Origin of the sequence: Halalkalibacter wakoensis JCM 9140, from assembly GCF_000513095.1 — a bacterium.
GTDB lineage: Bacteria > Bacillota > Bacilli > Bacillales > Bacillaceae_D > Halalkalibacter > Halalkalibacter wakoensis.
On the sequence record NZ_BAUT01000024.1, the window covers coordinates 25,560 to 51,263 of the forward strand.

The following is a 25,704-nucleotide window of genomic DNA, read 5'->3' on the forward strand; positions in this document are numbered from 1 at the left end:
TGAAAAGGAGAATTTAAAATGGGTGAAGCCATCTTAAAAGTGGAAGGATTACGCAAAGTTTATCCCGATGGAACAGTGGGATTAAAAGAAATTTCAACGAGTGTTAAAAAAGGGGAACTTATTTCGATTATTGGTCCAAGTGGGGCAGGGAAAAGCACTTTTTTACGTTCGATTAATCGATTAAATGAACCAACTTCCGGAAAGATCTTCATTGATGGTGACGATATTTGCCAAGCAAAAGGAACAAAGCTTCGGAAAATGAGACGAAAAGTAGGAATGGTATTTCAAGGCTACAACCTTATTAAAAGATCATCAACTGTTCAAAATGTCTTGCATGGTAGGTTGGGTTATATGTCTTCACTTAAAGGTGGCTTTGGTCGTTTTTCAGAGAGTGATACAAAAATGGCATTGGAAATTTTAGCTAGAGTGGGATTAGAGGAGCAAGCATTTAAACGTGCAGATGAGCTTTCGGGTGGACAGCAGCAGCGTGTTGGAATTGCTCGTGCTATTGCTCAAAATCCTAGCTTGCTATTAGCTGATGAGCCTATAGCAAGTTTGGACCCAGCATCGTCTGAAAAAGTCATGAGTTATTTAAAAATGATTGGTGAAGAAGATGGAATCACCACGATTGTAAATTTACACCAAGTTGATTTTGCGAAACAATTTGCAGATCGGATTATTGGGATTAAGGCGGGAGAGATTGTGTTTGACGGACCTCCTAATGAGCTGTCTGATTATACCGTTGAGCAACTATATAAATAGAGGAGGGTTGTACGATGAGTATGCCAGCAGAGCAAATAAAGGTTCCACCTCTTGAGCAAGTCAAACAACACGTAAAAAAAGAAGTAAATATAGAGGCCATGTATGAAGATTTACTCAGAAGAAAAAAGCTCGTTCGAAACAACCAACTCGTTATTTTTTTGATTATATTTGCTTTGATTGCGTGGTCGTGGTATGAAACTGGATTCAAATTAAGCTTTCTTTACTCAGGTACTGCAAATATTGCAACATTCATTTTTGAAGACTTGTTACCTCCGGACTTTTCTTCGATTGCTGTCTTTATTAAACCAGCGATTGATACAGTCTTAATGAGTTATGTTGGTATGCTATTTTCAGTCGTCGTTTCGTTAGTATTTGGGTTCTTGGCAGCTAAAAACCTTACCTTTCACCCTGTCGTTGGGGTTATGAGTAGATCCGTTATCGCCTTTCTTCGAGCGGTGCCTGCTTTAGTCTGGGGGATATTAATGGTTGCCGCTTTTGGTCTAGGACCATTTGCGGGAACGGTGGCCCTCGGTCTATCGGGAGTAGGGATTTTGGCTAAGGCTTATGCGGACATTTTAGAGGAGTTAGATCCTGGACAAATAGAAGCGGTACGTTCAACGGGGGCAAGCTGGTTTCAAATTGTCGGTCAAGGAGTATGGCCGCAGTTTAAGGCGGGATTTGTTGGTTGGTCTCTTTATAAGATGGATTTAAACATTCGAGAGGCAGCTGTTCTTGGGTTAATTGGAGCAGGTGGAATTGGAACAGTTCTTCAAAGTTCCATTAGCTTGTTTCAATATCAGCGGGCTGCGGTGGGGATTCTCATAATCTGGCTTCTCATCCTGCTCGTTGAATTTACGACTGCGAAGGTAAGGGAGAGAATCTTATGAAGAAATTCCAAGATAGCAAAGATAAGATGACAAAAAGGATCATTTTGTTTCTAGCGATCGTCTTGTTTGTTTATAGTATTTTTCAGCTTGAGATCATGCCGGACCGAATATTAAAAAGTTGGGAACGAAGTCAACACCTATTATTTGGCATGATTCCTCCAACTTTAGATGAGCCGATTGATATTGCTGGCGCAGCACTTGAATCCCTGCAGGTTGCTGTTATGGGTACGTTATTTGGTGTGATTTTTTCCGTCATCTTAGCTTGTTTTGCCGCTAGAAATCTAGCACCGCATTGGACAATAAGCTATGCAGTAAAAGGGTTTGCTGCCTTCGTGCGAGCTGTACCAGCACTAATCTGGGCAATCTTATTTATCATTGCAGTGGGCCTCGGTCCAACGCCTGGGATACTAGCTTGGCAGTTAATAGTATTGGGATGCTTGTAAAAGTATACGCTGAAGCGATTGAAGAAATTGACAAAGGGGTCATTGAAGCCATAAAAGCAACCGGTGGATCTCAGTTTCAAGTCATCATGCAAGGGGTTTTGCCAACGATTATGAGTGCATTCATCTCTTGGTCTGTCTTCCGTTTTGATGTCAACATCCGCTATGCAGCCGTCCTTGGAATTGTAGGAGCTGGTGGAATTGGCTGGGAACTTGTTCGAGCTTCTCGTGTCATGGCGTATGATCAAGTACTCGGAGTAACACTTGTTATTTTCGGAATGATCATATCAATGGAATTTTTAACAAGATATTTGAAAAAACGCTCAGATGTTGTTAGTGCAAAAGCTGCAAGCTAACAACTTTGTAGAAGCAGGCGACTCGTCGACCTGCTTTTCTATTTTTAGATTAGGAGATGGTAGCAATGAATTTAATCGGAATTGATTTAGATGGAACGTTACTAACGGATAAAGGGACTTTATCTACCTATACGAAAGAAACGATTCAAGCTGTTTGTGAAAAGGGGCATAAAGTAGTTATTGCAACAGGCAGGCATCTACGGTTAACCATGCCGATTGTTGAAGAGCTTAAGTTAGTTGAGGCAGTTGTTTGTTTTAATGGTGCCTACATTCAAACTCCGGACAAACAGGTTCCGAGTAAGCATTCATATCGAGCCCAAGACATCGGAGTATTGGTTAATCTTTTGAATGAATGGTCATGCAAGTATGTAATAGGGGCGGAGAGTGGCTATTTTCTACCTACTACGCTTTCTGAGGAAAAAGAAAAGAGAGCCGGATTGCCAGTGCCAATTCAACTGATTGAGAATATAGCGGAGATAGATGAACCCATTTTTAAAACATCTATATTAGGGACAGAAAAGGAGCTAGAGAAAGTAGAAAGAAACATTGAGGCCGTTATACCTGAGTTACGAGTAGTTCGCAGTGGAGAAGACTCTCTGGATGTCATTCATCCAAAAGCGAGTAAAGGAAGCTCTCTAGCTTGGTTAGCAGAGTATTATGATATTTCACAACAAGATACCATTGCATTTGGTAATTATTATAACGATGTGGATATGCTCTCTTTCGCAAGAGTAGGTGTTGCGATGAAAAATGCCCCCTTACCTATTAAACAAAGTGCTGATTATGTGACGAAAAGAAACGAAGAGGATGGAGTAGCGTTTGTGTTAGATCAATTGTTTTTGCAATCAAAAGGGAAACGCTATGATTTTCTTGAAAAAATGAATATGCAGAAGTCGATCTCGTAGTGGGTTTGTTGTGATTGAGAAATCTAAAAAGAAAAGGCAAGTAACCGTCGTTGCGCTTGTAACAGCACTTTGTTTATTAGGGGACTCCATGCTCTATATTGCTTTGCCTATTTTTTATAAAGAAGTTGGCCTACAGTCACTATGGGAAGTAGGGTTAATTCTTTCTATTAATCGTTTTGTTCGGATTCCAATTAATCCTTTAGTTGGTTTGGCGTATCGCAAACTTCCACTTAGAGCTGGTTTATTTATCTCAGTCATTTTAGCTATTGTAACGACAATCGGTTATGGAGTGGGGACAGGATTAGTCATTTGGATCATCTTGCGACTTGTATGGGGCGTCGCTTGGTCCTTTCTTCGACTAGGAGGATTACTTGCTGTAATTGAAGCTTCAACGGATCGCAATCGTGGTGAATTGATGGGGAGATATAATGGTTTATATCGTTTAGGTAGTTTAGGTGGGATGATTGGAGGCGGGGTATTAGTCGCGACTATTGGCTTTGACTGGACTTCTATCTTATTTGGAATATGTATGATAGCCGGGTTGCCGCTTGTTTACTTCGCCTTGCCTAAAGTTGTCCATCAAGATGAATGGGTCAAAACGAATTCTACCCCAAAAGAGAGCTTAAGGTTTTCAAGAAGAACTATTTCGGTTGTTATTAGTGGGATGATTTTAGCTTTTTTAATTCAAGGAATGTTTAATTCTTCTTTAAGCCTTATTATGTCCGATCATTTTGGGGAACAACTAACCATCGTTGGATTAGTCGTAGGTGTAACGGCTCTAGCGGGAATCCTCCAAGGTGTTCGTTGGGTATGGGAACCTTATTTAGCTGTAAAAATAGGGAAGTGGTCAGACGGTGATAAAGGAAGACTGCCATTGTTTCTAACGGCATTGGGTGTATCAGTTTTAGGTTTTCTTCTTATCCCTTTTTCTCTTCCATTTTTCATATGGGTCTTTGTTGCAATAGGGATCATGATTTCTTCTACAGCTTTAACGACTCTTATTGACGCATTAACATCTGATGTAACAAGAGGAGAAGATGCTAACCAAGTAATGACGACTTATACGGTGTTTCTTGACCTCGGAGCAGCTCTAGGCCCTTTAGTTTCTTATATCCTTTTTTCTCTTGGTGGAAGTGTCTCACATGTGTTCTTTGGTGCTGTTTTCGTGTATTTGTCTTTATTCATCTACTGGGTAAGGGTGTATAAAAAAGGTGAATTTACACCCGTTCAACATACAAACACTTCATCTTTATAAAAAGGAAGAGTATACATGAAATCATGTATGCTCTTTTTTCTTAGTAAACTAGTAGGTTTTGACGTTGACGCTTTCAAAAATAATATGATAAACTTAAATTAAATTGATTTTCATTCTCAAGTTGGACGAAAAAGTAGGGAGGATACATATGAGCTTTATTCAACTCAAACAGCTGACAAAACTGTATTCAAAAACAGATACACCAGCTGTCGATAAAATTGATTTAGAAATTGAAAAAGGCGAAATTATTACACTCCTAGGTCCGAGTGGATGTGGGAAAACAACGACTCTTCGAATGATCGCTGGGTTTGAACAACCGACAAATGGTTCGATTATTATAGATAGTAATGAAGTTTTTAGTAATAGAACATACCTCCCTCCTGAAAAAAGAGGAATTGGTATGGTGTTTCAAGACTATGCATTATTTCCTCATTTAACCATTGAGAAAAATGTAACGTTTGGTTTGACGAAATGGAGCAACCGTGACAAAAAAGATAGAGCAAAAGAAGTTTTAGAATTAGTTGGGTTAGCTGAGTATGGGAAACGATATCCTAATGAGTTATCAGGCGGACAGCAACAACGTGTTGCCTTGGCGAGAGCTTAGCACCGAGACCGCATGTTGTATTGATGGATGAACCGTTCAGTAACTTGGACGCGGGGCTGCGTGAACGAATGCGCCATGATGTAACTGTTATTTTGCGTAAAGCTAATACGACGGCTATTATTGTTACACACGATCAAAAGGATGCATTTGCGGTTTCAGATCGAGTTGTTGTAATGAATGAAGGAATCATTCAACAAATTGCCTCGCCAAGAGAAATGTATCGTTGCCCCAAAAACTGTTTTGTTGCCCAATTTGTAGGAAAAACAAATTTACTTGAGGGTACACTTTGTGCAGATTTAAAACATGTTGATACTTACATTGGTAAGGTGTCTTTGCCTACTCAAAGTGAAAAGTTGTTAGAGGATGTACGTGTTTCGATACGTCCTGAAGGGTGCCACCTAGCTGAAAATGGCCGTTACTCAGGTCGAGTAGAGCGGGTGACATACAGTGGCGAGTATCAGGAAGTAGAAGTCCGACTCGGAGAGCATCATGAAACGTCGCAACCGATGGTCGTTTATGCTCCGATTGAACAAGAAATAGAGATTGGTTCAATTGTTTCGTTTGATATAAAAGCAGAGCTTGTCGCACTTGTTGAAGCATAAAAAATGAAGGAGCTTTGAAAAGGTTAGCCTTTTACAAGCTCTTTTTCTATGGAAGTAATAAAGAAAGTGATGAAAAGTGTATAGCCGTTTTTATAATTGAAAATAAATCTCACTTTATCGTTGACAATGATTATCATTTGCACTATACTACAAATTGTGAGCTGAGGTGATAATGAATATCATTGAAGCGAAAAAATACATATACATTGGGGGAGAAGAGATGAACAAAGCATTAAAAGTATTTTTATTTGGATTAATGGCAATGGCACTATTTGTTATGGCTGCTTGCGGCGGAACAGATGAGGCAGCAGAAACACCAGTAGAGGAACCAGAAGAAACAACGGAAGAATCTGCTGAAGAAATTAGTGACGAAGTAGTGGAACTAGATGGTCAACTTGTAGTATACTCAGCACGTAACGAAAACTTTGTGCAACCTTTACTTGATAAATTTTCAGAAGAAACTGGAATTGAAGTGTTAGCTCTTCACGGAGCAGATCCCCTTCAAATTCAAGAGGAATCTGGAAATGTACAAGCTGATATTTTTATTTCAAATGATATTGGAGCGCTAGGTTACTTGCACGGTGAAGAATTACTAGAAGGTTCGAATCCAGAAGGCATTGATACGATTCCGGCAGAGTTCCGTGCGGATGATAATGCATATTTTGCAATTTCAGCAAGATCTCGCGGATTTATTTATAATAAAGATATGATTACAGAAGAAGAAATGCCAAAGAGCATTGAAGATCTTTTTGATGCAAAATGGGCAGAAGTTGAAAATGGCTATGCGATTACTCGTGGTGGTAATGGCGGAATGATTGGAAACGTATCTGCTTTACGTTATGAGTGGGGCGATGAGAAAACAGCTGAATGGATTGCCGCAATTAAAGACAATGCAGCAGGAATTTTTGAAGGTCATGGTGACATTCGTAGAGCTGTAGGCGCTGGAGAGCATTCATTTGGACTTGTAAACAACTATTATTTCCACCAACAGTTGTTAGAGCCGACCGATAACAATGTAGGATTCATCTACCTAGATCAAGAGGAAGATCAAATGGGTGTAATCGCTAATGCAGCTGGAGTAGGTCTTGTTGCGGGCGCACCAAACGAAGCTAATGCTCATGCGTTCCTTGAGTGGGTATTGTTACCGGAAAACCAAGTTGCATTCGTAGGAGAGTCTTTAGAGTTACTTATTAACTCTGAATATGGGGCTCAATATCCACCGGAAGTAGAACCGCATATTATTGAGTTCGCAGATTTAAAAGTTCAGGACATGCCACTTAAAGAACTTGGAAATTATTTTGAAGATACAAAAGCACTTATTGAAGATTCTGGTTTAGACTTAGACCTTAGATAATTAATATATGCTACGATCTTTTAGGAGAGGGCAACATGGACAACAATCAAGAGAAAAACAAACAATTGAATAGTGATCCGAGTGCCAAGGTTGGGATGAATCTACCCCAACCCTTCTCCATTTTATCCGCAAAATGTGGTTTTCCATTTGGAAAGGAAACCCGCCAGGACTTGTGCTTTTATTATTTGGTTTAGCTGTTGCACTGGTTATGTCGATTCCGATCATCTACGTTATGTGGCGCTCTCTTTTTGCTGGTGTAGATCGGTGGATGCGTTTATTAGATGGGAGAATTCCACAGCTTTTATGGAATACGTTTTCATTGACAGCGGCCGTTACCGTTTGTGCGGTTGCCATTGGTGTCTCTTTAGCATGGATTGTCGTAAGAACAGACATTCCAGGAAGGAAAATGTGGCAATGGGTACTAGCTTTACCATTGGTCATTCCTCCTTATGTCGGGGCAGTAACGTATATTATTATTTTTGGACCAAGTGGTTGGGCGCGTAATCTTTGGAGAGACACTCCTTGGCTTGTGAATACGTTTGGTGATTATCCAATAAACATCTACTCTTTCTGGGGCGTGTTCTTTGTTTTAACGATGTTTACATATCCTTATGTCTTCTTAATTGCAAGTGCTTCGCTTCGGAAAATGAATCGGAATTTTGAAGAAGTCGCTCGCTCGCAAGGAATGAGTACGGCTAAGATTTTTTGGAAAGTAAACTTACCATTTTTACGTCCTGCTATTGGGGCTGGAGCCATTTTAATTTCTCTTTATGTATTATCAGATTTTGGTGCAATTGCGATGATGCGGTATGTAACCTTTACAGCAGCAATCTATTTCCAAAGAGCTAGTTTTGACACCGCTTCAGCTTCCGTACTGAGTTTAGTCCTTATTTTGCTAACTATTTTAATTTTATGGATAGAGGCAAGAACGAGGAGAAAGAATAAATACTATCAAACAACCAATACATTTAGAGAACCTGATATTTTACCATTAGCCAAATGGAAGCCGCTGGCGATCATCTATGTTGGACTAGTCTTCTTGTTATCCATTGTTCTACCAATTGTTGTTCTTGTTTACTGGTCTATTATTGGGATTGGTATGGGAGCTTTAGATGAGAGATTCTTTGGTTTTGCTTGGAATAGTATTAAGGTGTCAGGATTTGCCGCTCTTTTATGTATGATACTAGCTATGCCGATTATCTATTTAAAGTCACGTTATCCTTCCTTTATCTCGAGTGGGATAGATAAATTAAGTTATGCTGGGTACGCACTTCCTGGTGTCATTGTTGGTTTAGGGATGATTTTTATCTTTAATAATCATATTCCAGCTTTGTATAACACCTTTTATATGATTGCTTTAGCATTCGTCGTCCGCTTCCTTCCACAAGCGATGCAAGCTGGAGAGGCTTCATTAAGCCTTGTTTCACCTAGAATTGATGAAGCTGCACGAAGCTTAGGCTATCCGCCATGGAAAGTGATGTTCAAAGTTATTCTGCCGTCGATTTTACCTGGAGTCATGGCTGGAGGGGCTCTTGTCTTTGTAAGCTCCATTAAAGAACTTCCAGCTACACTTATGTTAAGGCCTCCTGGTTTCGATACATTGGCTGTTCGGGTATATGTAGAAGCAACCGAAGCCATTTATCATATGGCGGCGCCGGCTGCACTTTTAATTATTCTCGTATCTATCCTTCCGTTACGGTATTTGCTGAAGAAATATTAGACACACCAACGTATTATGTTGGTGTGTTTTTTTTTATTTGAAAAACATGGTACATATTTACAACAAAGTATTGACAATGAGAATCAATTTCAATTATTATAATGATAATAATTCTCATATGGAAGAGGTGTTTGTTATGTCTGCTTTACTTATTGTGGGAGCTGATCATTTAGGTTCTATACCTAAAAAGTTAGAAGAGATGGGGTTTAATGAAATTATTCATGTTACCGGTCGGAAGGTTCAAATGGTCAAAAAAGAAATTCCTTCACATATTGACCTCGTGCTCGTGTTAACAGACTTTATTAATCATAATTTAACGGGTGTTCTAAAAAAGAAAGCAACAGAACAAGACATCCCGATTTGTTATGCAAAGCGCTCTTGGTGTTCAATCTACCAAGCAATAGGTAAATGTGAATACGGCTGTGAAATGGAAAAAGCATGTCAAGTACGGAAATGAGAATAGGTGATGTTACATGAATATGACAAATCGAAGCCTAATAACAGATGTAAATATAAATGAAGAATTTTTAACATGTCCGTATGATTATTACGACTACGAACTACATAATGTTTCAGTCGAATACAATTGGAAACAAGCGGTACAAAAAACCGTAAACAATATTGTTCGTGAATGTTTAAGTATTCCTTCTATAGATCGGACGCACGGTTGTATATTAAAGTTGATAGGCGAGTACTGGATTCGATTAGACAGACAGCTTTTTGATTCTCTTCAGCAATTCTTTACAGTTTCAGCTGTCATCATTGATCATTTAATGGGTTTTTTAATGAGCAAGGAAGACAAAGGATCAATGGATACAATGACTCTAAGTAACAATGTTAACGCTGGAGATGAACTTATAATGGAAAAGGTGTTACTAGAGGTTGATGAGCAATTGCTTGAAACATACTGTGAAGTGGCTACAGATTATTTTGTTGGGAATAACAAAGAGATCCCAAGTCAAATTGAAGTGATTGATTTGATGAATGCCAAAAGATACGTTCGCTTCTTAACCTAAAGATGGGTATTACGTTGATATATAAAAATTAAATTCAGTTTTTCCTTTCTGCAAGGAACAAAAAGTTGCCCTGATGCATATCTTTGGTAAGGTATCAAATGCAGGGAGGAAGAAAAATATGAAGAAGAAACTGGCTTTATTTTTTACAGCTTTACTGACAGCTTTTGTTGTAGTTGCTTGCGGCGGAGAAGAAGAACGTTCCAATGAGCAATTAAAGGTAGTGACAAGTTTTTCGATCATTGCCGATTTAGCTGGAGAAGTGGCGGGTGACCGAGCGGAGGTGGATTACTTAGTTCCAATTGGTGAGGAACCACATGAATATGAGACCGTTCCGAGTGATTTTCAAAAAGTGAGTGACGCTGATGTGTTTTACGTGAATGGATTCGGGCTTGAAGAATGGTTAGAGCGTCTGGTAGAGAATACGGGCGACGTATCCATTGTGACTGTTTCAGATGGCATCACTCCACTTCCTATTGCTGGTGAAGAAGGAGAAGATCCTCATGCTTGGTTGGATGTTATGAATGTGATTACGTATGTTGAAAACATTCGCGATGATTTAATCGAGCGTGATCTAGAAGGTGCAGAGGAGTACGAAGCCAATGCAGCTGCATATATCAATGAATTAGAAGAGCTTCACTTATGGATTCAATCTGAGGTTGAAGTGCTAGAAAATCCTTCTATTGCAGTTAGTGAAAATGCTTTTCAATATTTTGGCGAACAGTATGGTTTTAACACGTATGGTGTGTGGGAGTTAAATTCCCATGAAGAAGGAACGCCAGGTCAAATTTCAAGACTTGTTGATATCATACAAGATGAGAACATTCCAGCTGTATTTGTGGAAACAACGGTAGATAAGCGCTATATGGAAACTGTTGCAAATGATGCCGGAGTTGACATAGCAGGAGAAGTATACACCGACGCCGTAGGCCTCGATGGCAGCGGAGCAGAAACGTATATTAAAATGATGGAGCATAATGTTACAACATTTGTTGAAGGGTTAAAATAATATAGGTTTAAGTAAATAAAAATCCGAATGACTCCGTATTCTTTATCTTTAAAGAATCGAGTCGTTCGGATTTTTTACATGTCTTCATTCGAGTGGTTTTTTATAAGAAATAAATACACTTAATAGATAAAAAAGGACCCTAGCAGGAGAATGACAGAAGCCAATGAAAAAGTGCTCGTTTATTTTGGACTTGATAGGGAGCTTTACCCTCGCTCCCGGGATGGGGGGCACGCTTTCCGCAGGCGGGCGTTGAACTAACCGGCTGCGCCGGTGGATTTCAACCCTGCCCTTTCCTCCTGCAGGAGTCGACCCCCCATCCCGTCCGCTTCTTTAGAGGAACTATAGAAATTCCAACAGAAAACAAAGTCTAAAAACGTTGCCGATGAATTAAAGAACAGATCGGTAATTTACTCGTGGTTTCATAGGAAAAAGCACGAGACTTGTCATCACCTGTTTGTATTTCTAGTTAGATCATAATCAATCGTACTGCCGTTTATTCTTGGCGGTATTTCCACCTAGTGATCTCTGATGTTGAACCAAAGATCGCTCAAATCCATCCGTTAAAGAGAAAAATTTGTGTTAGAAGAAATCGTAGAAGAGCAAGAGTAACAAGTAATAGATAAGTAGGAGTAACAAAACTAACCCTAGCAGGGGAATGACACGTAGACTCCTGCGGGAGCAGTGACCCATGTGTGAGACCCCGCAGGCGACAGCCGAGGAGGCTCACCGGGCACCCGCGGAAAGCGGAGTGTCATTTCCCTGCGGCAGTTAGACACTTTTTTAGTGGCCTCAAACAAAAAGAAAGCGACTACTAGGTTTGAGGCACTTTCTTTTTGTTGAGAAATAGGATTATAACAGTTGGCCCAGAAGACCAAATAGAACAAGAATCCCAAAACCAATCCAAAGAGCTTGCTTGATCCATTTCGAGTTACGTTGCTTTTTTTGCCACCTGTTTGGATCAAAGACCGGTTCAGTGTGATCAGAATAAACACGCTGGGCCGCGTAAAAAGGTCTCGCTCCTATTAGGAACAATGGAGCAAGTGCTGCTCCTGCAATTAACCCAAAAAGGTGAGCTAGTATATTAATATTTGGATTAACAAAGGTCATCACTAACCCAATTGCAATAATGGTCATCACAAGTTGTGAGTTAGCTCGATCAATTAGATCCTTGCGATTTAGGACGATATAAACATACATACCAAGTAAGCCAAAAATCGCACCAGATGCTCCTAAGTGCGGAGGATATGTTAAGCCACCGAGATAAAACGTGGCAATGTTTGCGATAATACCAGTAAGCAAATAAACGACTATAAATTTACCCTTCCCCAACATTCGTTCAAGAGCAGGCCCAAAGATGACTAATGAAAAGGAATTAAAGATTACATGTCCAGCCCCTATATGCATGAAAATAGGAGTTACCAGTCTCCAATACTCTCCGTTTGCAACAGCAAGGTTATAACCAATTCCAAAAGCTCGAATCCAGTTTCCGAAGGGGAGGAAGTTCATCCAAATAAAGAGAATAAGATGAATCGCTACAAGAACAGTAATGACAGGATAGTTGCGTCTAAAAGAATAAAAGCTTTCATTTCGGATAAACATCGTACGTCCTCCTTTGTAGTAGTTATTATAACAGGAATAGCAGCAATCCTTAAATGAAAAGACCATACATTATAAACTTGTAAATGTAATAGAACTCGATTTCATCCAACTTATTCTATAATATGTAAGAAAGAAAAAGTCATGATCAAATAGATAGGCGGGTTGTTATGATTGTTGGAATTGGCATTGATATTGTAGAGCTAGAACGAATTGAGAAAGTATTAATCCGTCAGCCGAGGTTTGCTGATAAAATTTTGACTGAACGAGAGAAAGAAACGTTTGACTCTTTCTCTCACTGGCGCAAAATTGAATTTCTTGCTGGTAGGTTTGCTGCAAAAGAAGCATTTGTAAAAGCTGTAGGAACAGGAATTTCAAAAAAATTTAGTTGGCATGATATCGAGATTGTGAAAGAAAAGAGTGGGAAGCCAACCTTAGTAGTACCAACCTTCAAGAGCGAATTCTTTTATCTATTTCACATAGCAAGTTGTACGTGGTAGCGCAAGTAATTATTGAAAGCTCGTCAAGCTAGTCTGCATATTGCTCAAGGTTGTCTCATATAGTTGTAGTGCGAATAGAAGAGGTAAACATTCAAGTCGGGTCTAATTTCCACAAGAAGTTCTTAGTTCTCTAAAACTCGTTAAATATCCCAGTCGTATTTGCGAGTCAGAAATAAGAGCACACATCATGAAGTAAGCCAACTCTTGAATGCATTCGCTCTCTTCTTTCAAATGAGACAAAGGGGTGAAAGCATGAAAAAAGCAATTTGGTTCGCTACACTAGGGTTACTACTATCTATAATACTAGTAGGATGCGGCGAAAAAACACAAGAAGACATTATGACAGATTTGGACGAGAAGCTAGAGGAAATGACTGGGTACAAAGCAAAGTCTACAATGACTTTAGAAACAGGGAAGGATCAACAAACATATGAAGTGGATGTTTGGCATCAAAAGAAAAGCTACTATCGTGTAGCTTTAGAAAATCAAAATAAAGATCAAAGCCAAATTATCTTACGCAATGATGATGGGGTTTTCGTGTTGACACCCGCTTTAAACAAAAGTTTCCGTTTTCAGAGTGACTGGCCAACAAACAGCAGTCAAGTCTATCTTTATGAATCTTTAATTCAAGACATTTTAATGGACCCAGAAAGATCGTTCCATGCCGATGAGGATTATTATGTATTCCAAACGAATACAAACTACCAAAACAAAAACTTAAATACGCAAGAAATTAAGTTAAATAAAAAAGATCTATCACCAGCTCAGGTGAAGATTATGAATGCTGACTTAGAGGTTCTTGTTCAGCTTGATTTCACAAGTTTTGAATGGAATGCAAGCTTTAATGAAGGCGATTTTGATATGGAGCGTAATATGACGGGTGCTCAAATGACAGAAGAGCCTGCAATGGCTGAAATGTCAGAGCCTATGACTGTTTACTATCCAATGTATACGCCAGATGGCACTCAATTTGGTTCCTCTCAGAACATTGAGTCTGACACAGGTGAACGCGTCGTTCTTATCTATAATGGCGAACAACCATTCACGTTGATTCAAGAGCAAAGTCAAGTAGTTCCAGCCTCTACACCTATGAATGTTAGTCAAGGTGAGCCTGTTGACCTTGGTTTTACAATTGGTGTGATGACGAGTGAATCATTGCAATGGTCTTACAATGGTGTTGACTTCTTCCTTGCATCTGAAAACTTAAGCGAAGAAGAAATGATGTCCATTGCAAGCTCTGTATATGGAACAGAAGAAAAATAAGTAGGATTACCCTAAGGCTCGGCTAATTAGCTGAGCCTTTTCTTTTGCTGATGTCTTTATGGTAAGATAAAGGCAAAAAAAGACAATGGTTCTGTGGGATATTGGAGGAAAGAGCGATGAGTCATGTGTTTTATCGCGATACATGGGCAGAAATTGATCTGAAGGCGATTGCTCATAATGTATCATCAATTAGTCAATTGTACGAAGGAAAAAATGTCGACATCATGGCCGTCGTAAAAGCGAATGGTTATGGACATGGAGCTTTTGAAGTAGCAAAAACAGCTTTAAAGTCAGGGGCCACGTATTTAGCTGTTGCAATCCTTGATGAAGCACTTGCTTTAAGAGAAGCTGGAATTTCAGCTCCTATTCTTGTGTTAGGACGTATCAGACCTGAAAATGCAGGAGTGGCTGCGCGCTATAACATCATGGTCACCGTTTTTCAAAGTGAGTGGTTAGAACAAGCCAAGGAACATCTTGCTCAGAATGAAGAAATTCAAATCCATGTAAAATTTGATACAGGAATGGGACGGATTGGAATTCGAACAAAAGATGAGGCCAAAAAAGTTTTTCAACTGATAGAACATCACGATTCATTTAATGTTATAGGGGCTTACACGCATTTTGCCACAGCTGACGAGTTAGATCGTTCGTATGTAGAAAAACAGCATAACCGATTTACGGAAATGCTCGCTTGGTTAGAAGAGTGGGGGATTCATATCCCGCTCATTCATAATGGCAACAGTGCTGCTGGTATGCGTTATCCTGAAAAAATGTTTACGCTGTTTAGACTAGGTATTTCCATGTATGGGTTAACTCCTTCCCCTGAAATTACTCGTGAGCTTCCTGTCACGCTAAAACCAGCCTTTTCACTAAAAAGTCGACTTGTTCAAGTGAAAGAGCTACCGCCTGGAGAGTCCATCAGCTACGGAGCAACGTACCAAACAAAAGAGAGCGAATGGATTGGAACGATTCCGATTGGGTATGCAGACGGATGGCTTAGGTATCATAGTACTTCCGGAGGGGAAGTATTGATTAATGGAGAAAGAGCTCCTTTTGTTGGACGTATCTGTATGGATCAATGTATGATTAAATTAAGAAAAGAAGTAGAAACAGGCACGGTCGTAACATTGATTGGGAAAGATGGAAATGATACAATAACAATGGATGAAGTTGCTGCAAGGTTGGGAACTATTAATTATGAAATACCTTGTGTAATTGGCCCGAGAGTTCCGAGGGTTTACCTTTCTTAAATGAAATTTCTTTATAACAATAGGGTTTTCATCATTTCATGACCTAAAACAAAAAAAAGACTAATCGGTCTTTGCATTTTGTTTGGGCTAATGCTATGATTAATTTTGGATATAAATTAGGAAATGTCTGTTTAGACTGGTTCTAAAAAGTAAGAATAAAAAGGTTTATGGTGGATGCTGGGGGTGGATGTTTGTGTCAGAGCAAAACACAAAGCGCATTGTAATCAATTTGCCACAACATTTGTTGAACGAGGTGGACGGTGTGATCAAAAAGGAAAACGTCAATCGTAGTGAATTTATTTCTCAAGCTACAAAGATGTATCTTCGCGAACGTAAGAAACGTCAAATTCGTGAGACGATGCAACAAGGTTACATGGAAATGGCGAAAATTAACCTAAACATTGCGTCAGAATCTTTTCTTGCCGAGGAGGAAGCAGAGAATACCCTCGATCGCTTAGTGAGTGGGGTGTAGCCCTTGATTGTAAAACGAGGCGACGTATACTTTGCGGATCTTTCACCTGTTGTTGGTTCAGAGCAAGGGGGAGTTCGTCCTGTACTCGTCATACAAAATGATATTGGCAATCGTTTCAGCCCTACAGTGATCGTAGCTGCGATTACAGCGCAAATCCAAAAGGCGAAACTACCGACTCATGTTGAAATTAATGCAAAACGCTATGGTTTTGATCGTGATTCTGTCATTTTATTGGAACAAGTACGTACAATTGACAAACAAAGACTTACTGATAAGATTACACATTTAGATGACGACATGATGAATCGTGTAAATGATGCATTGTTTATTAGTTTAGGACTTATTGATTTTTAACAAAGAGCCTCGTATATGTACGAGGCTCTTTTTGTCTTTTTGTAAGGATGTTGCGCGGTTGGGCTCCAGCCACTGTACACTGTACCGTAATGGAACAAAAACGCGTCACTTTACCGAGCCTAATCTACAAGCTATTGGAAGCTAGCTAACTAAATTTGAGGGAATATGTAAAAGTTTCTAATGATTTATCTTTGCAACTCGTTTTTTGTCGTGAAATAATAAGAGTATGATAATAGGACAGGAGGCTTTTGTATGCAACCATATATTGTTTCTTTGCTTACAAATCAAAAGGATGCTGTATTAAAACATTGGGAAAAGGAGTTAGAGGTTGTAAAGTCAAACAACTTCCTCTCGGCCATTAACGACAATGTCTATGAAAATATGAATAAAGAATTTATGGATTTTATTATGACTCAAGTTACGATGGAACAACAAGAAGCGCAGGGGCAACTAAGTTCATTTGCCGAAAAATATATACAGGCTGGCTGGCCCTTGTCTTACTTTACACAAGGACTTCAGGCCTTCCGCCGAGTGTTGCTTGCTTTTTTGATGAGAAATGAGACAGATGTACAAGTTCTAATCTCAACGTTTGGTGACCTTGAAGAATGGATCGATGGGGTAATAAACCAGTTAGTTCATGATTATACCGGCAATTGGGAAGATATTATAGAAATGCAAAAACTATCATTGCTTGAGTTATCTGCACCGTTGATACCGGTATTTGAAGGCGTAACCGTTATGCCGTTAATAGGGACAATTGATACAGCTAGGGCAAAGTTAATCATGGAAAACTTGTTAGAGGGTGTAATTGAACATCGCAGTCAAGTTGTCTTAATTGATATAACAGGTGTTCCAGTTGTCGATACGATGGTAGCTCATCATATTATTCAAGCCTCTGAAGCGGTACGGCTTGTTGGGGCATCGTGTATATTAGTGGGGATACGTCCTGAAATTGCGCAAACGATTGTGAATTTAGGGATTGATTTAAGCAAGTTTCCAACAAAAAGTACGTTGCAAAAAGGGATTGAAACAGCTCTAGAGGTAACGAACAAAAAAATGATTGATTTGTAAGTTGGGGGAAAGTGAAAATGAGAATTCCTATTTTAAAATTACACCAATATTTATTAATTAGTATCCAGGTAGAGTTAGATGATCAAACGGCTTTGCAGTTTCAAGAAGACCTATTAAACAAGATTCATGTAGAGGGCTCACTTGGTGTTGTCATTGATTTAACGTCCGTTGACATGATTGACTCCTTTATAGCGAAAGTTCTTGGAGATGTAGTGGACATGTCAAGTTTGATGGGGGCGAAAGTCGTACTAACAGGAATTCAACCAGCGGTAGCCATTACACTGATTGATATGGGTATTACACTCGATGATGTTCAAACAGCGTTAGACTTAGAGCAAGGTCTTACGAAGTTGCAACAAGAATTGGAGGGGTAAGGATGGAAACCCAATCCTGTGTTGAAGTAAAGAATGAATGGGGAATTGTTGCAGCTAGACAAGCCGGTCGTTCTTTAGCGAAAGAAGTAGGTTTTGGCAGTGTTGATCAAGCTCGGATTACGACTGCTATTTCTGAATTATCAAGAAACATTTATCTGTATGCAAACAGAGGACAAGTTTGTTTGGAAATTGTAGAAAAATCTTCGAAGCTAGGGAAGAAAAAAGGAATCCAAATTATTGCTCGCGATCAAGGTCCTGGGATACCTGATCTACGTCAGGTTATGGTTGACGGATTTACGACTTCTGGGGGTATGGGGGCAGGTTTACCAGGAGTGAAACGGTTAATGGATGAGTTTGGAATCGACTCTGAAGTTGGCAAAGGTACAACGGTTAAAGCGACAAAGTGGCTTAGATAGGGATGAGAGTCTCTTTTATGAAAAATAAGGAGGGGCTTTTGTGAAACAAAGTGTTCAAAGTTTAGAAGATACTTATAAGCAAATATTGACGACTTTTTTGCAACAAAAAAATGAGCAAGGCTTGTACGAAGCCCAACAATTTAGCAAAGTCTTACTTGAACAGCAAATAGCTCCCGAAGAATTAGTTAGTGTTCATCGTGAAGTACTAGAGTCGCTGTTCCCTTCAGTTTCAAATGATGTGATTGATTCATTGGATTTGTTACTTGAGATTATGATGGGGTATGGACTTGCATACCGTGAACATCAAAGTTTGCGTGATCGCCAACGTGAATTAGAGTCAGAAATTAAGGTTGCTGCTAATATGCAACAAACTCTTCTTCCGAAAGAAAAACCAGACGTTGACTGTCTTGATATTGGTGTTATTAGTGTTCCGGCAGCTCAGATGAGTGGAGATTACTATCACTATATTACCGATGATCATCAATGTGTAGGTGTAGCCATTGCTGATATTATTGGGAAAGGTGTCCCGGCAGCACTTTGTATGTCCATGATTAAGTATGCAATGGACAGTTTACCGGAACAACGTTTACAACCAGCTGCCCTCTTGGAAAATTTAAATCGGGTAGTCGAGCAAAATATTGGTGATGACATGTTTGTGACGATGATGTACGGTTCCTATGATCCACGTACTCACGATTTTCATTTTGCGGGTGCTGGACATGAACCGGGCTTTCTCTATCGAGCGGATCGAGATCGGTTTGAGGAATTATTTGCTAAGGGAATTGCTTTAGGAGTTTCTCGGAAGCCAACCTTTAGAGAATATCACAGGAAAATCGAGGTTGGTGATATGATTGTTTTTCTGTCTGATGGTGTTACGGAAAGTCGGATTGGTGATCGATTTATTGAGCGGTCTGAAATCACAAGCCTAATAAAAGACTCAATGCACTTATCAGCTCAAGAGATTGTCGACAACGTTTATTATGAGCTAGCAAAGGCTCAGGAGTTTCTTTTAAAAGACGATTTTACATTAATGATTATTAGACGAAAGGTTTAACGTCTATTGCTTTGTGGTATAGAACATATATGAATATTCGTAAAGGAGGCTAAAAAACATGAATTTATCTATTCGTTATGAGGAAAAAGCAGAACTTGTCGTTGTCTATTTATCTGGGGAAATTGATGCCTATACAGCTCCAAAATTGCGTGAAGAATTGATTCCATTCGCTGAGGAAGGGACTAATGTTAGGATTGACCTTTCTGGTGTTGATTATATTGATAGTACAGGCCTAGGCGTTTTTATTGGGGTATTAAAAGCAACAGATGTACATGACGGACGTTTAACATTGGTTGGAATGTCTCCAAGAGTACAGCGTCTTTTTACGATTACAGGCTTAGATGAAGTGATGACGATTGAAGAGGGGGAAGGTTCAAAATGAATCAAAATGAAGCGGACCACATTGTAATGAGCGTACCTGCTAAGCCGGAATATGTGGGAGTAATCCGTTTGACTGTTTCTGGAATTGCCAATCGGGCTGGTTTTACTTACGACGAAATTGAAGATATGAAGATTGCAGTTGCAGAAGCATGTACCAACGTCGTAACCCATGCATATGAGGACAGCGGTTCGATGAGTATTTCTTATTTGTTGTATGAAGATAGAATGGAAATTATTGTGGCTGATAATGGTCAAAGTTTTGATGTTTCAAAAGTAAAGGAACATCTTGGGCCGGTTGATGCTAATCGGCCGGTAGGGGATTTAAAAGAAGGTGGTCTTGGTTTGTTCTTAATTAGTACGCTGATGGACAAGGTGGAGATCAATGATGAATCAGGTATTGTACTGGTAATGACGAAGTTCCTTCATGGAGATGGGGTGGAACAGAATGTCAGTGGACTCGGGCAAACTACACAACCAGAACAATGAGCAAGTGTATGAATGGATTCAGCATTATCAACAATTTGATGACGATGAATCGCAATTGAAACTTGTAAAACATTATGAGGCACTCGTACGCTCATTAGCCCGTAAGTTTTCGAAAGGGCGCGATTATGATGAGGATATGTTCCAAGTAGGAATGGTTGGGCTTCTAGCTGCCTTAAAACGATATGATGTTGAATTTGGAAAAAGCTTTGAATCTTTTGCGATCCCGACAATAGTCGGAGAAATAAAACGATTTATTCGTGACAAAACGTGGAGTGTCCATGTTCCTAGACGAATTAAAGAGTTAGGGCCAAAGATAAAAAATGCAGTAGAAAAACTAACCGTTGAATTTCAACGGTCACCATTGGTTCATGAACTAGCTGAATACTTAGGTGTCTCTGAAGAAGAAGTGTTAGAGACGATGGAAATGAGCAAAAGTTACCAAGCTCTTTCAGTTGACCGGTCAATTGAGGCTGATCAGGAGGGCGGGGAAGTCACATTATTAGACTTAGTTGGAGATGTTGACGCTGGCTATGAGGAAGCGAATCAAAAGTTATTACTTGAAGAGGCATTTCATGTGCTAGATGATCGTGAAAAGCAAATTTTGATTTGCACGTATTTTGATAACTGTAGTCAAAAAGAGACAGGAGAAAAATTAGGAATGTCTCAAATGCATGTTTCGAGATTACAGCGAAGGGCCTTACAAAAATTGAGGGAATCAATTCAAGTTGAACCTTCGGAGATTTTTTAATGATATCCACATATGCGAATGAAAAAATTAAAGTGACAGCTTATGAGCGAGCGAAGCATGGGAATTCGTGCAGTGGAGATACACATGTATTCATTGAGAGTTCTGACTATGTTGTTTGCGCCGTTATTGATGGATTAGGTAGCGGGGAAGGTGCGTTTCAATCGGCTATTGCCGCTTTAAATGTTATTCAATCGCACCACCACCTTGCTGTTTCACAAATGGTTGGATTGTGTAACGATGCGTTAGGTCAAAAACGTGGTGTTGTTTTAACTGTTGTGAAATTTGATTTAAAAGAACAATTAGTGGATTATTGCAATGTTGGGAACATCGGATTTGTGATGTATTTACCTGATGGAAAAACGATACAACCTGTGCCTGCAAGAGGTTATTTATCTGGTAAAAAGCAAACATTTGCACAAAACTCTTTCCCGTATTTGAAGGACAGTGTCTTTATGCTTTATTCTGATGGAGTGAAGAAGAAACCATCTAAGCAAATGGTAAAAGATTTGGCAATTGGTGAGAATGGATCGGATCAAGTTCTTGAAAATGATTGGTTTGCAGCGGACGATGTGACAATTCTTTTTGGAAAGCTATATTGAGTTTAAATGAGGCTCTCGTTAATTTAATTCTTGGCTTTAACTGTCAAAGAAAAAATTAAGCGGAGCCTCTTTATGTGTAGATGGGCTATAGCTTCTAGAATGAATGAAGAAATGTATGCTATCATAAAAACTAGATTCTAATTGGTGAGGTGTTCGAATGAACGAGGCAAAGCAAAAAGAAACAGTGTTACAAATAGCAAAAGAGCTTAACGTGAAAACATCATACATAGAACAATTAATTACGTTAGTGGCTGAAGGAAATACGGTTCCTTTTATTGCTCGTTATCGTAAAGAGATGACAGGTGGACTTGATGAAGTTCAAATTCGAACGATCGTTGAAAGATGGGAATATTCAAATCAGTTAGCGAACCGTCAAGAGGAAGTCATTCGTTTAATTAATGAGCAAGGGAAGTTGACGGATGAACTTGCTACAAAAATCAACTCAGCTAAAAAGTTGCAAGAAATAGAGGATCTATACCGTCCGTATAAACAAAAAAGAAGAACGAGAGCAACTGTTGCAAAAGAAAAAGGGCTTGAGCCTTTAGCTTTATGGTTGCAATCGTTGCCGAAAACAGGGTCTGTAGAAGAGGAAGCAACAAAGTACTTTTCGGATGAACATGAACTAACGAAAGTTGAAGATGTTCTTGCTGGTGCGAAAGATATTATTGCAGAGTCTGTATCGGACGATGCTGAAATTAGAAAAGCGATCCGACTAATAGGCTTTAAAGATGGAAAAATGAAGACAGCTTCAAAAGATGAAGAAGCGGATGAAAAACAAGTTTTTGAGATGTATTATGAGTATGAAGAGGCGATAAAATCAATCGTACCTCACCGTATATTAGCGATGAATCGTGGTGAGAAAGAGGGAATCCTTCGAGTTTCATTGGTATTTCCAGTGGACCGTATTTTAAAAGAAACAAAAAGGAAGCTCGTGCGCTACCCCAATTCGCCTACAGCTACTATTGTGGAAGAGGCTATTGAAGATGGGTATAAGCGATTAATTGAACCTTCCATAGAAAGAGACATACGTAACGAATTGACGGAAAAAGCCGAAGAGCAAGCAATCCATATTTTTGCTGAAAACCTTCGTCATTTGTTGTTGCAACCTCCAATGAAGGACAAGGTCGTTTTAGGGGTGGATCCTGCTTACCGTACAGGCTGTAAGCTAGCGGTGGTCGATGAGACTGGAAAGGTTCTTGATATTTCAGTTATTTACCCTACTCCTCCTCGTAATGAAACGGAGAAGGCAAAAGCTGTGGTGAAGCAATTTATTGAAAAATATGATGTAGAGATGGTAGCAATCGGAAATGGGACGGCTTCTCGTGAAACAGAGCAATTTATTGCAGATGTTATGAAAGAACTAACGAAGCCTGTATACTATCTAATTGTGAATGAAGCTGGAGCGAGTGTGTACTCTGCCTCTGAACTAGGGAGAGAGGAATTTCCTGATTTGCAAGTGGAGGAACGCAGTGCAGCATCTATTGCTCGTAGGTTGCAAGACCCGTTAGCTGAACTAGTGAAAATTGATCCTAAGTCTGTCGGGGTTGGTCAATATCAGCATGATGTGTCACAAAAAAGGCTAAACGAGTCATTAACCTTTGTTGTCGAAACAGTCGTTAACCAAGTTGGAGTGAATGTGAACACAGCATCTGTGTCTTTATTGCAATATGTTGCCGGCTTATCTAAAGCTGTAGCGACCAATGTTGTCAAAAAACGCGATGAGGAAGGTCGTTTCACAAATCGAAAACAATTGAAGAAGATCCCTCGACTTGGGGCAAAAACGTATGAACAAGCCATTGGATTTTTGAGAATTCAAGACGGAGATCAACCACTTGATTCAACTGCCATCCACCCGGAGAGTTATAAAGAAGTTGAAAGGTTGTTAAAACATATTGATGCGACAGTTCAAGAAATAGGAACGGAAAAAGTGAGGGAACAATTACAAGCGATTAATGTGGAGCAGTTAGCCGCAGAATTAGAAATCGGTGTTCCAACATTAAAGGATATTGTTGATAGTTTGATTCGACCGTCAAGAGATCCTCGTGATGAAGTGGCGAAACCTTTATTAAAGCAAGATGTTTTAAAAATGGAAGATTTACAAGTCGGTATGGAGCTACAAGGGACGGTTCGGAATGTCGTCGACTTCGGAGCTTTTGTAGATATCGGTGTGAAACAAGATGGACTTGTCCATATTTCAAAAATAACTAATCGTTTTATTAAGCATCCACTTGAAGTTGTTGCGGTTGGTCAGATCGTAACGGTTTGGGTCGAACAAGTCGATGTACAAAAAGGCAGAGTTTCTTTAACGATGAAGCAACCAGAGGTTCAACACGTATCCTAATGAAAAAGGTGCCAAAAGGGTAATGATACCTTTTGGCATTTTTTATTTCAAAAATTAATAATTAACCTCTGATTCTTTTTCTTTGTAATAAAACCAACATTGGTTCAGCACTTTGATTTGATAGCGGTCCTTTTCTAAATACGCTCGTTTTAACTGTTGTCTTAGCCAAGTAGGCATAAGAATCAGCTCCTTAACAACTTACTCTATTTGGATTATTATATGTAAGAGGGTTTGTCAAAGTTGAGGGATTGGTGAAGATTAATGGATAAAATTCAAAATGAAATGACAAGTGGTCAATTACAAAGCTTGGTAGAGCGGATTTCATTGAGGGAGTTTGGGTGGGAATTCAAGCACAAAGCCATGTTTAATAATAGACTTAGAACAACCGGAGGACGTTATTTGTTGAGGAGCCACAATATTGAGATTAATCCGAAACAGCTTGTTTATTTTGGAGAGGAAGCACTTGTAGGAATCATTAAACATGAACTTTGTCATTATCATTTGCATTTACAAGGGAAAGGGTACCAACATCGTGACCAAGATTTTAAAGATTTAATGGAACGAGTTGGAGCACCGCGGTTTTGTGATATCGTTCCTGGAACGCTGAATCAATCATCCGTTATCCATCAGTATGCTTGTACAAAATGCAGTCTAGTTTATAAAAGAAAAAGAAAGTTAGACGTTAAAAAATTTGTCTGTGGGAAATGCAAAGGGAAACTTAAAAAAATATAAAAAAGAGTATTGCAAACTAATCTAGTCCTGTGCTATATTATAGAAGTCGCCTGAGCGAAAGATGTTTTAAAAAAGGTTGACACGCTTTAGGTAATAGATTAAAATATCTAAAGTCGCAAGATATTCCACAGTAGCTCAGTGGTAGAGCTATCGGCTGTTAACCGATCGGTCGTAGGTTCGAGTCCTACCTGTGGAGCCATGGAGAAGTACCCAAGTGGCTGAAGGGGCGCCCCTGCTAAGGGTGTAGGTCGTTTACGCGGCGCGAGGGTTCAAATCCCTCCTTCTCCGCCACATATTTTAAGTGGCCCGTTGGTCAAGTGGTTAAGACACCGCCCTTTCACGGCGGTAACACGGGTTCGAATCCCGTACGGGTCACCATTTAGTTTATTTTAGAAATTCGGAGGATTAGCTCAGCTGGGAGAGCACCTGCCTTACAAGCAGGGGGTCGGCGGTTCGATCCCGTCATCCTCCACCATATTTTTGGTCCGGTAGTTCAGTTGGTTAGAATGCCTGCCTGTCACGCAGGAGGTCGCGGGTTCGAGTCCCGTCCGGACCGCCATTCACCTTTGCGGGTGTGGCGGAATTGGCAGACGCGCTAGACTTAGGATCTAGTGTCTTATGACGTGGGGGTTCGACTCCCTTCACCCGCACTGTATAACTGTTATGAATATGTTTGGTGTGAACGCGGTTGTGGCGGAATGGCAGACGCGCTAGGTTGAGGGCCTAGTGGGGGATAACCCCGTGGAGGTTCGAGTCCTCTCAACCGCACCATTAATATAGTAGTTTTTGGTTTTTATAGTTTTTGCGGGAAGTGGCTCAGCTTGGTAGAGCACCTGGTTTGGGACCAGGGGGTCGCAGGTTCAAATCCTGTCTTCCCGACCATTTCTTTTTGATTAGTGAATTATTTTATGCGGGTGTAGTTTAGTGGTAAAACCTCAGCCTTCCAAGCTGATGTCGTGAGTTCGATTCTCATCACCCGCTCCAATTTAATGTTTAGATTTAGGTGCTTTTTTTATGCCTTTTTTAGGGCCTGTAGCTCAGCTGGTTAGAGTGCACGCCTGATAAGCGTGAGGTCGGTGGTTCGAGTCCACTCAGGCCCACCAAAAAAAGTTCTTGACTATTAAAAGATAACCTAAGTAATATAGGTTAAGTAGCTACAA

28 protein-coding genes, 10 tRNA genes and 2 pseudogenes are annotated in these 25,704 nt (G+C 39.8%); 38 read left to right on the top strand and 2 right to left on the bottom strand.

Annotated elements, in window-relative coordinates:
- Positions 1 to 18 precede the first annotated feature (18 nt).
- The 13 genes and pseudogenes from phnC (at position 19) to JCM9140_RS11020 (ending at position 10,907) form a co-directional block, all read left to right on the top strand.
- A complete protein-coding gene (gene phnC, locus JCM9140_RS10970) occupies positions 19 to 762 on the top strand; it encodes a phosphonate ABC transporter ATP-binding protein (RefSeq protein WP_034746077.1) in 744 nt (247 codons plus the stop codon).
- A 14-nt stretch (positions 763 to 776) separates the two neighbouring features.
- The gene (gene phnE, locus JCM9140_RS10975) at positions 777 to 1,649 is read left to right on the top strand and encodes a phosphonate ABC transporter, permease protein PhnE (protein WP_052002202.1); all 873 of its coding nucleotides are present in this window, start codon (positions 777 to 779) and stop codon (positions 1,647 to 1,649) included.
- On the top strand, positions 1,646 to 2,092 hold the full coding sequence (locus JCM9140_RS22530) for a PhnE/PtxC family ABC transporter permease (protein WP_052002203.1): 447 nt from the start codon (positions 1,646 to 1,648) through the stop codon (positions 2,090 to 2,092). Before phnE ends, JCM9140_RS22530 begins: the two co-directional genes overlap by 4 nt.
- Complete coding sequence (locus JCM9140_RS22535; RefSeq protein WP_052002204.1) at positions 2,062 to 2,445, top strand: PhnE/PtxC family ABC transporter permease; 384 nt, start codon at positions 2,062 to 2,064, stop codon at positions 2,443 to 2,445. Before JCM9140_RS22530 ends, JCM9140_RS22535 begins: the two co-directional genes overlap by 31 nt.
- 65 nt (positions 2,446 to 2,510) lie before the next feature.
- On the top strand, positions 2,511 to 3,350 hold the full coding sequence (locus tag JCM9140_RS10985) for a Cof-type HAD-IIB family hydrolase (protein WP_034746080.1): 840 nt from the start codon (positions 2,511 to 2,513) through the stop codon (positions 3,348 to 3,350).
- A 10-nt stretch (positions 3,351 to 3,360) separates the two neighbouring features.
- A complete protein-coding gene (locus JCM9140_RS10990; protein WP_034746083.1) occupies positions 3,361 to 4,605 on the top strand; it encodes an MFS transporter in 1,245 nt (414 codons plus the stop codon).
- 148 nt (positions 4,606 to 4,753) lie between these two features.
- Positions 4,754 to 5,811: pseudogene (locus JCM9140_RS10995) on the top strand (ABC transporter ATP-binding protein).
- Between the two features lie 220 nt (positions 5,812 to 6,031).
- On the top strand, positions 6,032 to 7,165 hold the full coding sequence (locus JCM9140_RS11000; protein ID WP_034746130.1) for an extracellular solute-binding protein: 1,134 nt from the start codon (positions 6,032 to 6,034) through the stop codon (positions 7,163 to 7,165).
- Between the two features lie 35 nt (positions 7,166 to 7,200).
- Positions 7,201 to 7,359 carry a hypothetical protein gene (locus JCM9140_RS23705; RefSeq protein ID WP_162232193.1) on the top strand — a complete coding sequence of 53 codons (159 nt, stop codon included), beginning with the start codon at positions 7,201 to 7,203 and terminating at the stop codon, positions 7,357 to 7,359.
- A complete protein-coding gene (locus tag JCM9140_RS11005; protein WP_156314849.1) occupies positions 7,299 to 8,885 on the top strand; it encodes an ABC transporter permease in 1,587 nt (528 codons plus the stop codon). Before JCM9140_RS23705 ends, JCM9140_RS11005 begins: the two co-directional genes overlap by 61 nt.
- 136 nt (positions 8,886 to 9,021) lie before the next feature.
- Complete coding sequence (locus tag JCM9140_RS11010; RefSeq protein ID WP_034746086.1) at positions 9,022 to 9,342, top strand: DUF2325 domain-containing protein; 321 nt, start codon at positions 9,022 to 9,024, stop codon at positions 9,340 to 9,342.
- Between the two features lie 16 nt (positions 9,343 to 9,358).
- A complete protein-coding gene (locus JCM9140_RS11015; RefSeq protein WP_034746088.1) occupies positions 9,359 to 9,901 on the top strand; it encodes a hypothetical protein in 543 nt (180 codons plus the stop codon).
- A 118-nt stretch (positions 9,902 to 10,019) separates the two neighbouring features.
- Positions 10,020 to 10,907, top strand: a complete 888-nt coding sequence (locus JCM9140_RS11020) for a metal ABC transporter solute-binding protein, Zn/Mn family (protein ID WP_034746091.1) — start codon at positions 10,020 to 10,022, stop codon at positions 10,905 to 10,907.
- Between the two features lie 849 nt (positions 10,908 to 11,756).
- On the opposite strand, the gene JCM9140_RS11025 is transcribed toward JCM9140_RS11020, so the two are convergent.
- Positions 11,757 to 12,506, bottom strand: a complete 750-nt coding sequence (locus JCM9140_RS11025; protein ID WP_034746094.1) for a rhomboid family intramembrane serine protease — start codon at positions 12,504 to 12,506, stop codon at positions 11,757 to 11,759.
- A 167-nt stretch (positions 12,507 to 12,673) separates the two neighbouring features.
- On the opposite strand from JCM9140_RS11025, the pseudogene acpS reads away from it, so the two are divergent.
- The 14 genes and pseudogenes from acpS to JCM9140_RS11095 all read left to right on the top strand — a co-directional run bounded on the left by acpS (position 12,674) and on the right by JCM9140_RS11095 (position 23,812).
- Positions 12,674 to 13,035: pseudogene (acpS, locus tag JCM9140_RS11030) on the top strand (holo-ACP synthase).
- Positions 13,036 to 13,255: 220 nt separating this feature from the next.
- Positions 13,256 to 14,266, top strand: coding sequence for a LolA family protein (locus JCM9140_RS11035; RefSeq protein WP_034746097.1), 1,011 nt, complete (start codon positions 13,256 to 13,258; stop codon positions 14,264 to 14,266).
- A gap of 116 nt (positions 14,267 to 14,382) precedes the next feature.
- Positions 14,383 to 15,516 (top strand): alanine racemase, encoded by a 1,134-nt coding sequence (gene alr / locus JCM9140_RS11040; protein ID WP_173585933.1) that lies wholly within the window; start codon positions 14,383 to 14,385, stop codon positions 15,514 to 15,516.
- A 187-nt stretch (positions 15,517 to 15,703) separates the two neighbouring features.
- The gene (locus JCM9140_RS11045; protein ID WP_034631317.1) at positions 15,704 to 15,988 is read left to right on the top strand and encodes a CopG family ribbon-helix-helix protein; all 285 of its coding nucleotides are present in this window, start codon (positions 15,704 to 15,706) and stop codon (positions 15,986 to 15,988) included.
- Between the two features lie 3 nt (positions 15,989 to 15,991).
- On the top strand, positions 15,992 to 16,342 hold the full coding sequence (locus tag JCM9140_RS11050; protein WP_034631315.1) for a type II toxin-antitoxin system PemK/MazF family toxin: 351 nt from the start codon (positions 15,992 to 15,994) through the stop codon (positions 16,340 to 16,342).
- Between the two features lie 252 nt (positions 16,343 to 16,594).
- Positions 16,595 to 17,413: an RsbT co-antagonist protein RsbRA gene (gene rsbRA, locus JCM9140_RS11055; protein ID WP_034746101.1), complete on the top strand. Its 819-nt coding sequence runs from the start codon at positions 16,595 to 16,597 to the stop codon at positions 17,411 to 17,413.
- A gap of 17 nt (positions 17,414 to 17,430) precedes the next feature.
- Entirely contained in the window at positions 17,431 to 17,787 is a 357-nt protein-coding gene (locus JCM9140_RS11060; RefSeq protein ID WP_034746104.1) for an STAS domain-containing protein, read from the top strand.
- Positions 17,788 to 17,789: 2 nt separating this feature from the next.
- Positions 17,790 to 18,203, top strand: coding sequence for an anti-sigma regulatory factor (locus tag JCM9140_RS11065; RefSeq protein WP_034746107.1), 414 nt, complete (start codon positions 17,790 to 17,792; stop codon positions 18,201 to 18,203).
- 40 nt (positions 18,204 to 18,243) lie between these two features.
- Entirely contained in the window at positions 18,244 to 19,257 is a 1,014-nt protein-coding gene (locus tag JCM9140_RS11070) for a PP2C family protein-serine/threonine phosphatase (protein ID WP_034746110.1), read from the top strand.
- A 58-nt stretch (positions 19,258 to 19,315) separates the two neighbouring features.
- Entirely contained in the window at positions 19,316 to 19,639 is a 324-nt protein-coding gene (locus JCM9140_RS11075) for an STAS domain-containing protein (RefSeq protein ID WP_034746114.1), read from the top strand.
- Entirely contained in the window at positions 19,636 to 20,124 is a 489-nt protein-coding gene (gene rsbW, locus JCM9140_RS11080; protein WP_034746118.1) for an anti-sigma B factor RsbW, read from the top strand. The genes JCM9140_RS11075 and rsbW overlap by 4 nt, the downstream gene beginning before the upstream one ends.
- Entirely contained in the window at positions 20,084 to 20,872 is a 789-nt protein-coding gene (gene sigB, locus JCM9140_RS11085) for an RNA polymerase sigma factor SigB (RefSeq protein ID WP_034746121.1), read from the top strand. Before rsbW ends, sigB begins: the two co-directional genes overlap by 41 nt.
- Complete coding sequence (locus tag JCM9140_RS11090; RefSeq protein ID WP_052002205.1) at positions 20,872 to 21,471, top strand: SpoIIE family protein phosphatase; 600 nt, start codon at positions 20,872 to 20,874, stop codon at positions 21,469 to 21,471. The genes sigB and JCM9140_RS11090 overlap by 1 nt, the downstream gene beginning before the upstream one ends.
- 157 nt (positions 21,472 to 21,628) lie before the next feature.
- Positions 21,629 to 23,812 carry a Tex family protein gene (locus JCM9140_RS11095; protein WP_034746124.1) on the top strand — a complete coding sequence of 728 codons (2,184 nt, stop codon included), beginning with the start codon at positions 21,629 to 21,631 and terminating at the stop codon, positions 23,810 to 23,812.
- Positions 23,813 to 23,866: 54 nt separating this feature from the next.
- Here JCM9140_RS11095 and cmpA read toward each other — a convergent pair whose 3' ends face one another.
- Positions 23,867 to 23,989, bottom strand: coding sequence for a cortex morphogenetic protein CmpA (gene cmpA, locus JCM9140_RS23710; RefSeq protein WP_156314850.1), 123 nt, complete (start codon positions 23,987 to 23,989; stop codon positions 23,867 to 23,869).
- A gap of 105 nt (positions 23,990 to 24,094) precedes the next feature.
- Here cmpA and JCM9140_RS11100 point away from each other — a divergent pair, with 105 nt between their 5' ends.
- The 11 genes from JCM9140_RS11100 to JCM9140_RS11150 all read left to right on the top strand — a co-directional run bounded on the left by JCM9140_RS11100 (position 24,095) and on the right by JCM9140_RS11150 (position 25,647).
- A complete protein-coding gene (locus tag JCM9140_RS11100) occupies positions 24,095 to 24,544 on the top strand; it encodes a SprT family protein (RefSeq protein ID WP_034746141.1) in 450 nt (149 codons plus the stop codon).
- A 124-nt stretch (positions 24,545 to 24,668) separates the two neighbouring features.
- Positions 24,669 to 24,743: transfer RNA gene (locus JCM9140_RS11105), tRNA-Asn, on the top strand.
- A 1-nt stretch (position 24,744) separates the two neighbouring features.
- Positions 24,745 to 24,835: transfer RNA gene (locus tag JCM9140_RS11110), tRNA-Ser, on the top strand.
- Between the two features lie 12 nt (positions 24,836 to 24,847).
- Positions 24,848 to 24,922: transfer RNA gene (locus JCM9140_RS11115), tRNA-Glu, on the top strand.
- Between the two features lie 21 nt (positions 24,923 to 24,943).
- Positions 24,944 to 25,019 (top strand) — tRNA-Val (locus JCM9140_RS11120).
- Positions 25,020 to 25,026: 7 nt separating this feature from the next.
- Positions 25,027 to 25,103, top strand: a tRNA-Asp gene (locus tag JCM9140_RS11125).
- Positions 25,104 to 25,112: 9 nt separating this feature from the next.
- Positions 25,113 to 25,194: transfer RNA gene (locus JCM9140_RS11130), tRNA-Leu, on the top strand.
- A gap of 34 nt (positions 25,195 to 25,228) precedes the next feature.
- Positions 25,229 to 25,315 (top strand) — tRNA-Leu (locus tag JCM9140_RS11135).
- Positions 25,316 to 25,349: 34 nt separating this feature from the next.
- Positions 25,350 to 25,426 (top strand) — tRNA-Pro (locus JCM9140_RS11140).
- A 28-nt stretch (positions 25,427 to 25,454) separates the two neighbouring features.
- Positions 25,455 to 25,528, top strand: a tRNA-Gly gene (locus JCM9140_RS11145).
- A 42-nt stretch (positions 25,529 to 25,570) separates the two neighbouring features.
- Positions 25,571 to 25,647, top strand: a tRNA-Ile gene (locus JCM9140_RS11150).
- Positions 25,648 to 25,704 lie beyond the last annotated feature (57 nt).